The sequence below is a fragment of the Thermoleptolyngbya sp. M55_K2018_002 genome (genome assembly GCF_015295965.1).
Taxonomy (GTDB): Bacteria; Cyanobacteriota; Cyanobacteriia; order Elainellales; family Elainellaceae; genus Thermoleptolyngbya; species Thermoleptolyngbya sichuanensis.
This window is the reverse complement of sequence record NZ_DVEA01000422.1, coordinates 1-11607: the sequence shown is the minus strand read 5'-3', so window position 1 is coordinate 11607 and position 11607 is coordinate 1. Positions and strand designations below refer to the sequence as shown.

The 11607-nt window shown below is 58.6% G+C and carries 9 protein-coding genes and 1 pseudogene; 2 read left to right on the top strand and 8 right to left on the bottom strand.

What is annotated here, in order from left to right:
• Nucleotides 1-220: 220 nt before the first annotated feature.
• A complete protein-coding gene (locus IGS51_RS21055; RefSeq protein ID WP_297080715.1) occupies nucleotides 221-3493 on the bottom strand; it encodes a glycoside hydrolase family 15 protein in 3273 nt (1090 codons plus the stop codon).
• 7 nt (nucleotides 3494-3500) lie between these two features.
• Here IGS51_RS21055 and IGS51_RS21050 point away from each other — a divergent pair, with 7 nt between their 5' ends.
• Nucleotides 3501-3695, top strand: coding sequence for a hypothetical protein (locus IGS51_RS21050; protein WP_297080714.1), 195 nt, complete (start codon nucleotides 3501-3503; stop codon nucleotides 3693-3695).
• A gap of 234 nt (nucleotides 3696-3929) precedes the next feature.
• Here IGS51_RS21050 and IGS51_RS21045 read toward each other — a convergent pair whose 3' ends face one another.
• The 7 genes from IGS51_RS21045 to IGS51_RS21015 form a co-directional block, all read right to left on the bottom strand.
• Nucleotides 3930-4139, bottom strand: coding sequence for a hypothetical protein (locus IGS51_RS21045; protein ID WP_297080713.1), 210 nt, complete (start codon nucleotides 4137-4139; stop codon nucleotides 3930-3932).
• Between the two features lie 167 nt (nucleotides 4140-4306).
• Complete coding sequence (gene rlmD / locus IGS51_RS21040) at nucleotides 4307-5716, bottom strand: 23S rRNA (uracil(1939)-C(5))-methyltransferase RlmD (RefSeq protein WP_297080712.1); 1410 nt, start codon at nucleotides 5714-5716, stop codon at nucleotides 4307-4309.
• 19 nt (nucleotides 5717-5735) lie between these two features.
• On the bottom strand, nucleotides 5736-7430 hold the full coding sequence (locus tag IGS51_RS21035) for a tetratricopeptide repeat protein (RefSeq protein ID WP_297080711.1): 1695 nt from the start codon (nucleotides 7428-7430) through the stop codon (nucleotides 5736-5738).
• A 5-nt stretch (nucleotides 7431-7435) separates the two neighbouring features.
• Complete coding sequence (locus IGS51_RS21030; protein WP_297080710.1) at nucleotides 7436-8866, bottom strand: hypothetical protein; 1431 nt, start codon at nucleotides 8864-8866, stop codon at nucleotides 7436-7438.
• A gap of 207 nt (nucleotides 8867-9073) precedes the next feature.
• Entirely contained in the window at nucleotides 9074-9502 is a 429-nt protein-coding gene (locus tag IGS51_RS21025) for a hypothetical protein (protein ID WP_297080709.1), read from the bottom strand.
• A gap of 263 nt (nucleotides 9503-9765) precedes the next feature.
• Nucleotides 9766-9957 carry a hypothetical protein gene (locus tag IGS51_RS21020; RefSeq protein WP_297080708.1) on the bottom strand — a complete coding sequence of 64 codons (192 nt, stop codon included), beginning with the start codon at nucleotides 9955-9957 and terminating at the stop codon, nucleotides 9766-9768.
• 234 nt (nucleotides 9958-10191) lie between these two features.
• Nucleotides 10192-10392: a hypothetical protein gene (locus IGS51_RS21015; protein WP_297080707.1), complete on the bottom strand. Its 201-nt coding sequence runs from the start codon at nucleotides 10390-10392 to the stop codon at nucleotides 10192-10194.
• A 423-nt stretch (nucleotides 10393-10815) separates the two neighbouring features.
• On the opposite strand from IGS51_RS21015, the pseudogene IGS51_RS21010 reads away from it, so the two are divergent.
• Nucleotides 10816-11607: pseudogene (locus IGS51_RS21010) on the top strand (hypothetical protein); the annotation flags it as partial.

The window sequence follows — 11607 nt, the reverse complement described above, 5'->3', positions numbered from 1 at the left end:
CCGCGCCTATCTCTACCGCCCCAGCGAGTCGGTGCAGATTCTAGAAAACCCCGACTCCCTCAGCGGCGATCCCGTGCTGCCAGGGTTCCGGCTGGACTTAAGCAAAGTTTGGTGATGGAGTGATGGAGTGACGGAGTGATGGAGTAACGATTGCTCTAATACTCCAACGCCCCAAAACCCCAAACGCCCAAAAATCCCAAACGCCCAAAAATCCCAAAACCTACGCTGCTTGCGACTGCCCCAATTCCGTCAGGAACTTCAGCGCCTTCACCATTGCGTCGGCAACGGCGGTCGGCGGCAGTTCGTAGAAGGCTGGCCAGGCTTGGCCTTTGCGCTCGTCGTAGCGGTTGGCATCTTCGGGGTGCTGTTCTAGCCAGGCGATGCGGACGGCGTGCCCGATGAACACGTCCAGCACGATGTATTCCTCGAACTGGAGATCGGGGTTCTGTTCGGCGATCGCCGCCAGGGCCATCAGCGCCTCTACGTTCACCTGGCGATATTCGGGAGCCTGGATTTTGTTCAGCAGGTGTTCCACCCGCAGCGCAAAGTTTGTCTCGCCGGGGGTCATTTCCAGCAGCAGTTCACTTTCCAGGCGGTTGCGCCGATCCAACTTGTCGCCGATGACCAGTCCCTTGCAGTGCTGCAACACGCGCCACACGCAGCGGTAGAAGTCTTTGGGAACCTTGGTCAGTGCGCCTTCCATGCGGCGCTTTTTGGCCCAGCCGCCGCTGGCAGAGTCGCTCGCCGCCGTCTCTTCGCCGCTGGGTTCCACCAGTTCAGGAGCCACGGGCACGGCTGCCCACTGAATATTTTGCTGCTGGCGGATGTGCAGAGACTCCTGCTGGAAGAGAATGTCGTTGAGTTGTTCATATTCCAGCAAGACTTTGTAGAGGCGCGTTTTCACCTCAAACGGGCTGAGCTGCATCAAATGCTCGTAGGCTTCATCCTGCGTCACGTCCAGTTCTCGCGCCAGTTCGCTAGTAATTAGCAGGATTAGATAGCCGACGCGCAGCGTGAGCACGCCCTTAAACAGGTGCGGGTCGGTCTTGATCAGCATACTCAGGTAGACCAGGATTTCCTGAGTCAGGGGGCGATCGCGCACGTCCTGCCGTACAAACTCGCGGATCTTGTCCATGATTTCAAAGGTGGACATGGGGCTGGTCATCAGCGAGTCTTCGCTATAGGACTTGCCGACTGCAATTTGCTTTTGCCGCACGAGGATATCTGTCACCGCGTCCGACAGGTTCACGTCCACCTTATCGAGCAGGCCCGCCGCCTGACGGATAATGCCCCACAGCCGCAGTTGGCTGGCCTTGGCATAAATCTCGTCGAGCAGATCGGCAACGGTGAGCGATCGCCCTGGCCCGCCAAAGCCCGTGTCAAACGCCAGCCCCTCTAGCCGATTCAGCGCCTCCAGCACTTCGATTTGCTCGTAGAGGTTTTCGGAATGGCGCAGGCGTTCTAGCAGAGCGGGCACATCCGTTTCACGCTCCAGGCGAAACTCTTCGGCACTGCTGAGCGGGTGGTTTCGGTCGGGGCGCAGCGTTAGGAAATAGGGGGTGGGCAGGGCATCCTGCACGGGTGAGGTCTCAAACACAAATTCGTGGATGAAATCGAACCGCTCGGTGCCTGCGGTTCGCATGAGTTCCTGCAAGCGGCCCAGCGTAACGGGAATGCCGCCGCAGTGCCCGTCGCGTAGCTCGCTAAATAGCTCCAGCAGTGGCTCTTTGTCGCGCAGCATGTCGTGGGTCAGCAGCAGCGTCATGGTGGGGCGGCCGAGGCGATTCCAGTGTCGCCAGATGTAGGCCACCTCAGCGCGGATTTGGGACACCAAGATGTGGTAATCGAGCGTTAGATAAAACTGCTGCTGGTCCAGAAACGACGGCAAAAACACCATCGTTTCGCCCTTGATCTTGAAAATGCGGGAGGTGGTGAGGCTCCGCAGGCGGCGGATAGGGCGACCGCTCAGGCCCAGTTTGTCGTTGCGCCCGATCTGGGTCAGCACATCCGAAAGCTGGCCCGAGGTTCTCACCTGGGTTGGGTCGATCTGGCTGGGCGTTTGTGTGGCTACCCCAAAGGCGGCCAGTTCTGCCTGGAGTGCCTCATCTTCGGCTAGCAGGGAAATTTGCACCAGGGGTCTGGGATGCTGACCCAGGCGCAGGTGTTGCCCCAGGGGGTCGAGGTCGCCGGGGGCAATCAGCCCTTCCTGGAGGAGCCGACCGAGGAGATAGAGGCTCTGGGCCCAGACGAGGGGCAGGTTGTCGTTGGGCAAGCGGGTTTGGCTGCCGGGGTGTTCGCGTTCGGGGGCGATCGCCTCTTGTGGCACGTAGTAAAGCTCTGGCAGCAGTTTCAGCCCATCTTTCTCCACGCGCACTGCGTCCAGCTTTTGGCGATAGTCTTCGGCTTGGGTGGTGTCGCCGCGAAACAGCGCGTCCAGATACAAGTAGGTGAAGAACAGCGGCCACTCGCACTCAATATGCTCAAAGGCTTTCAGTTCCCACGGTTCATAGTGCAGCCGCGTCGGGTCTTCGATGACGGTCTGGTGACCATCCCGCAGGAATCGCTTGCAGCCGTAGCGGCCCTGGAGTTTGGTCACGACGTTATTGCGAGTCCGTTCCACTAGGCTCAGGTCTTCGACCGCGAAGGCGGGATAGCCAATGACACTCAGCACCGCCGCGTCTACTTCCTTGGATGCCGACTCGCGGGGCAGCAGCGATTCCAGCGTGTTTCGGGCGCGGGCAATTTCGTCCGGCAGGACATGGATAATGGACGACTGGCTGCCGCGCACGCCAAACAGGTCGAGGCCGCTAATCGCCTCCAGCGCCGCCTTGGCCATGCCGACCGAGCTGGCGTTTAGCTCTGGATTGCCGTGGTTAATTTTGTTGCCGCGCTCCCAGATGCCGTAGTCGGGGGTGCGGTAGGCGCGGCCAATGTAGTAGACGAGGTTTTGAATAAAGTTCACCTCGTCCAGCGTGAAAATAATTTGCAGCCCCGAAGCCGTCATCTGCGACAGCATCAGCAGGTAGATCGAGGTGGCATCGATTTGCAGGTGGCCCCAACCGTCGTCGCCGACCACTGTGTTGGTCGTTGCCAGGTCGTATTTGGCGTGGAGCGCATCGAGTGGGTGCTGGGTTTGTTTGAACTTTTCAACCTTGTGCGCCTGCCGCATCATGGCAAACAGCAGCCCGCGCATCAGCTTGACGACGCTCTGCTCTAGCTCATAGCAGCGCCCCCGGTCTTCCCCAATGCGGCGATAGGCCAGCGCCAGCCCCCACACGCAGAGGATGCTGTATACGTTGTCGCGCACCCAGGCATCGGTGTAGTTGCCGTGGGAATTGATGGCGGTGCTGGCGGGGAGGAGTCCGGTGACCGGGTGCTGCCGCGCCAGGATAATCAGCTTTACCTCTTCGTAGTAGCGGTCAAGCTGGGACTGGAGGGTGCGAAGCGCATCGGAGGACGACAGACCCGACGGAGAGAAAGCTGGGGTGGACATAACCGCTGTGGCAGAGTTCAGGTTGCTTGCCGGATTGATTGCCGCATTTATTATTGAGCGTTTGCCGAATGTGGATCGCAGCACAGCTAGCAGAAAGTCGCAGGATGCAGTGCTGGCGCTGGCAGGGCGAAGCGCCTTTGGGGTTGGCTCTCTGGTTCAGCATACAAAGCTGAAGGCGATCGCCCAGATCAAAGCTAAATGAATCAAGCCAAAGGTTTATTAAAGACGGCAAATCGGGAAATTTTTCGTGAAGTGTTATGGAACCTGCGTACTCCCATTATTAAGCTTATTGAGCAATGTGCAAGCTTTCGCAGCAGCGCTGAAAAAGAGAATCGCTGCACAGCAGGCTGCACAACGACTTTGAGAGATTGAGTTGAAGGATTAAGTTGAGAGATTGAGCAGAAAGATTGAGCTGAGAAGTCTCTCTGAGCAATCCTTAATAGCTGTCTTCTCCGGCGATCGCCCCGGCTTCGTCCGACTCCGCTGGGCTGGGGAAACCGCTCTGGGCGATCGCCGCTTCCCGAATGGCCTGCCAGTGACAAAACAGGTCTAAACCGCTGAGGTTGGCATTGAGATAGGTTTGAACGGCTTGGTCAAGCTCTTGCTGCGTTTGGGGAACGGGAATCTGGCACACAAAATCTGCCATGAAGACCTCCTTGGCGATGGGTCGCAAAACGACAAAGCTGAGGCGATGTTTGGGTTTTCAGAAAACTTTTCAGAAAACTTTTCAGAAAACTTTCAGAACAGCCCATGTGCTTATTGTAGTCAGGGAATCTTGAAATAGTATCAAAAGCTACAGTTTTTGAGACATTATTACAATTTCTCTAGAAATGCAACACATTCGACATGGGGCGTTTGCGGAAAGAAATCGACGGGCTGGGCGCGGGTGAGGCGATAGGTTCCGTCGGCAGAGAGTCTCTTCAGGTCGCGGGCTAGGGTTGCCGGGTTGCAGCTCACGTAGGCAATGCGGCGCGGCAGTTGGCTGAGCAGCGTTTCCAGCACTAAGGCATCGCAGCCCTTGCGCGGCGGATCGAGCAGCACGACATCCGGTTGTTCGTCCAACTTGGGCAGCAGTTCTTCGACCGTGCCCGCCTGGAACATCGCGTTGGCAATGTTGTTTTGATAGGCATTGGTCCAAGCTTGCTGAATCGACTCCGGATGGAGCTCGATGCCGATCGCCCGCTTGACCTGTCTAGCCAGGGGCAGGGTAAACGTGCCGATGCCGCAGTAGGCATCTACTAGGATTTCGTCGCCCTGGAGGTTGAGCTCGGAGGCGATCGCCCCCAGCAGAGCCTCCGCCTGCTCCGTGTTCACCTGAAAAAACGTCGTCGGCTGAATCTGAAACTCCAGCCCTGCAAAGATTTCCCGCAAATAGCTGCGCCCCGCAATGCAGCGCATCTCTGGGCCAAAAATCACGTTCGTCTGCGCCGGATTTAGATTCAGCGCCACGCCCACCAGGTCGGGATAGCGCTGGAGCCATTCTTCCGCCTGCTCGACCAGCCCCACCAGCCCTGCCTCGGCGCTCACCAGCGTCAGCAGCATTTCCCCAGTGTGTCGCCCAATCCGCAGCCCCAGATGGCGCAGCTTGCCCCGATGCAGCCGCTCGTCGTAGATGCTCCAGCCGCGGGTTTGAATATCCTGCTTCACCTCCGCCAGCAAGGGATTCAGCCGCGCATCCTGAATCGGGCACTGGTTTAGATTCACCAACTGGTGGCTGCCCTTCTGGTAGTAGCCAGCGCGAACCTGGCCCGACTCGCCCCGGTCGAGGGGGTAGGTGGCTTTGTTGCGGTAGTTGAGGGAAAGCGCGGGGGAGGGGGAAAGGGGCAGAATGGGGGAGACTGGGGGATTAGCAAAGCCGCCGATGCGCTCTAGGTCTTGGGTGACGAGGTTTTGCTTGGCGACAAGCTGGGCGGCATAGCTGAGGTGTTGCCACTGGCAGCCGCCGCACTTATCGGCCACGATGCAGGCGGGCCGGATGCGATCGCCCGATGGTTCCAATAGCTCATGCAGCTTGCCCTGGGCGAACTGTGGCTTGACGCGGATTAGGCGGGCGATGAGGCGATCGCCCACGGCCGTATCCGGCACAAACACCACCCGCCCGTCCACGCGCCCCACGCCGTCGCCGCTGTTGCTCAGGTCAGTAATCGTCAGTTCCACCAACTCGCCCTGCCGCCAGCGAGAGGGGGTATTGGGCTGGGCTGGTTGGGCGAGGGGGTCGGGCATGGGAGCAGATCAAACTGGATTAGTTTGAAGGAGAGGGTTGATGCTGGAGACGCTTGGCGGGTGCGTGCAGGCTTGCCAAACTTCTCTGGACGGTGGCAGTTTCGGGGTGGGTCTTGCCGAGCCGCTGCTCTAGAATTTCGAGCGATCGCCGATAGAGTGCTTCTGCCTGCTCTGTTCGCTCCTGATCCTGATACAGGTTGGCCAGATTGTAGAGACTGGAGGCGACTTTGGGATGGTCGTCTCCAAGCTGCTGCATTCGGATTTCGAGCGATCGCCGATAGAGTTTTTCTGCCTCATCATAGCGGCCCTGCACCTTATACAGCAGCGCCAGGTTGTTAAGACTGGTGGCCACGTCGGGATGGTCGTCCCCAAGCTGCTGTCTGCGAATTTCGAGCGATCGCCGATACAGATCCGCTGCCTCCTCATAGCGGCCCTGCACGCGATAGAGCGTTGCTAGATTGTTCAGGCTGCGGGCGAGTTCTAGGGGGTCGATGCCCGGCCGCTGGCGGAGCTTGAGCGATCGCAGATAGAGCATCTCGGCTTCGTCGTAGCGGCCCTGATCCTGGTATAGCCCTGCCAAGCTGTGGAGGTCGGTGGCCACGTCGGGATGCTCGACCCCGTAGAACCGTTCATCAATGGCGAGCGATCGCAGATAGAGCGCCTCGGCCTCGTCATAGCGGCCCTGATCTTGATACAGCCCTGCTAGGTTGTGCAGATCGGTCGCCACTTCTAGATGGCGCGGGCCATAGACCTGCTCATCGAGGGTCAGCGCCCGCTGAAACAAAGGTTCCGCCTCGCAGTAGCGCCCCTCCGCTTGGTAGAGCAGGGCCAGGTTGTTGAGGGCGGTGGACACCTCAGGATGCGTCGGCCCCAGATGTTGTTCTCGCAACTGGAGCGATCGCCGAAATAACGGCTCTGCTTCGGCATAGCGCCCCTGTTTCTGGTAAATCGTGGCTAGGCGATCGAGGCTGCTGGCCAGATCTAGCGAATCGGCCTGCCGCAGTTGCCCCAAAAGTCCCTCAAACTCGGTCGTCAAATGCCGCAGATCCTTCTGAGCATCGGCACTGGCCAGCACCTCCAGCGCGGGCAGCAGGTAAGTTTTGAGTAATTCCAGGTCGCTCATGCCATCCGCCCGCGCTGACCGAAACTGCTGCACCAGTTGCAGCGCCTGGAACCGGGCATCCTGAAGTGGCGTGGTTGCGCCGTCCTCTTCGTCAGCGACATCCATAGAATCGCTCCACACCACCTCCGTCAGCGCCAGTCGGGGGCTAAACCAGCTATTCATATCCGGCATGGCGTGGATGGCGGTCTGAAAAAAGCTGGGAGTCATCCACCAGATCTGGCGCAGGGGAAGGCTGGCGTAGCGATCGCGGTGATAGTTGAGCAGTCGCAGCGCCTCTTCGAGCGGCACCTGGGGACTAAAGGCTCTGGCAAAGCCCGTAATCGAGGCCACTCCGGGCGGCAACTGGCTAAGGCGCTCCAGCAGATCGGCCACGGCGATCGCTGGCGACTGGTTTGGCCGTAGCTCTAGGTCATACACCGGAATACCTCGCGGCTCCAGCGCGGCCCGCACCCGATTCATCACTTCCTGCCGCGAAAACTCCGAGCTATATTCCACCCGCGCCATGCCCGGCATCTCTCGCCCGCCCCACAGCACCAGTCGGGCGCTAATGTCAGCAATGCTGCCTGTTGATGGGGAAACTGGGTCTGCCATTGTCGCTAAATCGTGCCTCCAGGAAAACGACCCTGCCCATCGGCTTCCAGGTGACCCTGCCGACCCAAAATATCCACGACCATTGGGTGTAGCCCAAACCAGCGCTGGCCGTTAAACTCCTGCACGGCCCGCGAGTTCAGCAGGGAATACATAACCGGGTCGGTCATTTGGGCTTCCTGGTCGCCTGCATAGATTCGCTTCATGCGATCCACCTTGTGGTCGTAGGTCACGACTTCTCGATCATAGGGGCTTTGTCCCAGTCGCCGCTCATAGTCGCTGCGGAGGTTGACGATTGCCGCATCCAGGTCTGTGGCGCTGATCTGAGCGGCGGCCCGCAACTGGGCCGTGTCGGCGGCATAGTTGACCAAGGCGAACAAATCGCGCAGGTTGCCCCCAGAGGCGATCGCCACTCGCAGCCACTGGTTTTTTTCAAACAGGTTCAAATCCATCCGCGCCTGCAAGACTTTGCCCACAGCTAGGGAGCCAGGGCGATTCAGCTTGTGGTGGGGGTCGTAGACGGGCGTATCGGGAATCACAAAGCTGCAATCCATCGGGAAGGGCAGTCGCGGCGCAGCGGAGGAGTAGTACAATCCAATGGGCAGCGTAAAAATCAGATGCGTCCGCAAGTCCTGGAACAGGTTGGCATAGGTGACGAACAGTTCCTCGGTGCGCTCGGTGGGGATGCCTGCCCGGTCAAAGTCTTCGCCTACAAATAGCCACTCGTGGCCGCTGGCCAATCGGAGGTGCTGGTTGCACTCATCCAGCAGGGCGTTGGCGATGTCGATCAGCTTGATCAAGCGGCTGATGCGATATTCCACCACTTCGACTTTGCGCGTGGCGGCAAACTTGATTTCGCTCTTGAGGTTGGCAAATAGCCCCAACACCTTGCCCCAGAGCGAGTCTGCCGGAAGGCCTGCGCCTGCTTCCAGTTGCATGGCGGCATCCTGGGCCTGCGATCGCATCTCGGTTTCTGTGGCAAACCAGTCCCAAATCTCCCGAAGCCGCTGGTCTGATGGACGCTTGCCTGCGCCGCCTTGGTTTACGGGACGCGCCGTTCGCTCCGTTACCTCAGCCATCATCAACAGCAGCACATCCAGCGCTCGAAAATTGCCCGGATCGAGGGCCGTCATGGCGCTAAACCGGATGGCGCGAAACTGATCCCGGACGTGCGCCAGCAGCCGCGAAATCTCGGTCGATTTGCCCACGCCGCGATGCCCCATGACGCAGGCTTTGAAGGGAATCCCGTCGGCATAGGCCCGCCGCAAGCGCATCTGAATCCGCTGCATCCGGTCGCCACCCCGGACTTCGTTTAGCTCTTTGCGGTAGAAAGCTTTGAGTTCTTCAATGGTTTCCAGCGGCGCTTGCTGGAGCGTGCGATAGACCTCCGAGAGCGATCGCGCGGGGGTGTGTTGCAAAAGCCGGGGACTGGGGGTCATGGCTGGGAAACCGTTGGGGAACCGCTAAAACCGCTGGGGAGACGGCTACAGTTGTCATCCTACTCTGGTTGTCCCGCCCCGATGCGTCTGGCTTGGCACGTTAGGGGTAGGCGGCTGGGGGCTGGACGTTGCGAGATCGCTCATCCAGGGGGGGTAGGTGTGTTTAGTGGCGAACTGCATAGACGGTGTTGTGGGCGGTGTTTTGGCTCAGCCCAGCCGTCTGCGGATGGCTTTGACCTGCACGGCCCGTCCTGCCAGGGTTGCGGTATCTTTTTCAAGCTGCACGTATATTTTCCCCGACAGCGCTTTTTGCAGCCCCTCGCGCTCATAGACCCGGATCTCTTCTGTGCCCTCGGTTTCTAGCGCATCCTGGCGGAGCCGATAGCCCAAGTCCGAGAGGATAGGGTCTAGCTGCTTCCAGAAGGTCTTCTTGCTTTTGAAGGGCAGCTCGACGGACACCGAGCGATTGAAGTAGGCCCCGATTAGCCCGCCCAGCAGGCCGCCCATCAGCCCGACCTGCTGCGGAACCCCTGCGATCGCCGTGTCCAGGGATAGCGCTGTGACCAGCGTAAACACAAGCGCAGTGCTGGCGAAGTAGTACAGAAATGTAGCGGTGAAACCGGGGCCAAACTGCATGGTGCGATCGCCTCAAGCGGAGTCTCTGGATGGGTTTAAATCTCTAGATCTAGACCTCCAGAAACTATCACGCTTGAGGCGTACAGTTCAACTTATTCACGCATGACTAAGAGCGGGTAAAGCCAAATTGAGTAAACCGCAGAGGACTGGATGCACCTCGATTCATTTCTGCAAATTAATGGGCAAATGAATGGGCAAATGAATGAGGAAATCAACGAGTCAATGAATGGCGGATTTTGGAATGGCGGATTTTGATTCTCGGCTCATTGAGGCTTCAGGTAAAACACGCCCCGATAGCGCAACAAAAGTGCCGAATTAGGGACTTCCTGGGGTTTCGATAAATGTCCCTGGAAGGCGATCATGCTGCCGCGATATTTTCCGAAAATGATCGATAATTGGGCGATCGCCTCAGCAGACTCAAACTCGGGCTGGGAGTTAGATGAAAAGGAATTCATGGGGGCTTCTCCTGATTTGAATAAAGACCTGGAGTGGTCTTTGGGGGTGTGTTTTGACCTATTTTTGAATTCAGTCCGATTCACCAAGATTCCAGGACGGCGCTCGTGTTTGCTGTCGCAATGGGGTGTGATTTCAATCACGATTGTTGGAGCGCGGCGAGATCGATGATTGCTCCAAGATTGCTCCAAAATGAGCAGCGTGCCATGTTCTTTAGTCCTTAAACTGGCTCATGCTCAGCCCATCCAAGCCGGGACAGAGGGCTGATGCAGAGTGGTGATTAGGTCGGAGGGTTGGGACTGGAGTGCCACCGGGTGCAGGTCAAACAGAAACTCGCCAAAGTCTGCCAGCGTGTCCAGCCCGGTCAGGTTCATCATCACTTCGACTACCAGCCAGCCAGCGGTTTTTTGAAGGAGGCGTTTCCAAGGGGTGTTCATAGCGTGATCCTCGGCAAGCGACTTTCCTGTGCCTACAAAGATTTATCGGCTGCGCCAGACGGAGTTATGCATCTTGGCAAGGATCGGGCTTCAGGCTGCGGGTCTGGCTTTGTGATCGAGGCTTTGTGAGCGATCTGGGAATGAACGTCGGGAAACGAAATTTGCAGCACGTTCGAGATAGGATTTTCGAGATTTGCGAACTATTTGCGAAATTTGCGAAACATTGAGAAGGGCTGTCGTTGCCCGCAGTCATCCTCTAGATTGGAGTCCACGAGTAGATTGGAGTCCACGAGCGATCGCCCCCAAATTGCAACAGCCCACCGGACAGAAACTCTGATCCCAGATGGCGCGTCAGGGATCTTGCGTTTGCAATGGGTTTAGCGATCGCCCCAGAAATCTTTCCAGCAATAGGGTTACGGTGCCGTGGTGAAATTCGACTTTCTGCGTCAGCAGCCTCGCAAACTGCCTGCTTCTCGTCGGTCTGCTGCGTTGCGTCGGCACGGGATACGCCAGCCGCGCCTGTGGCAGACTAGGTTGTTGGGCTGGCTGGGGTTGCCGCTGTTGGCAGGCGGGATCTATGGAACCCTGGCCAGCGACACCGCAGCCCAGTCCAAGCAGCCAGCCAGGATGCAGTCTGCGGCAATTGGGGCCGCCTGGACTCCCAACCTGGCGCAGGCAGCACCCGTGGGGGAACTGGTCACCCAGGGCAGGCAACTGGTGATCAACGGTCAAACTCTGCCGGGGGCGTGGACGGTCTGGCAGCGGCGGGTCGGTGTGGCGGATGTAGACCTGGCTCAGACGCTTGGCGTTCATTTGTTGAGCAATGCTGCGCCTCAGCAGCAGCCCGTACAGTGGTTTACAGAGCCGTTGCAACAGCCGCTCGTGTTAGGAAGCTGGCTGACCCCGCAGCATCGCTATGTGGATGTGACCGATCTGGCGCGATCGCTCGGCTGGAATGTCTCCGTCAACGGGCCATCGTTGCAAATCGTTACCCCGCGAGGGCAGATTAGTAATGTGCGACAAGGCAAGCAGGCCTGGGGCGATCGCCTGGTGGTAGATTTGAACCGGCCGATTCCCTGGCGTGTGGCCGAGGAGGCGACGAGTTTTACCGTGACGCTGGACGGGGCGATCGATCCCGCGATGGCCCAGCAGCTTGCTGAAACGCTCAACCGCGAACCGGGCAATGTCATCACGGGGCTGACGATTTCCACGGCG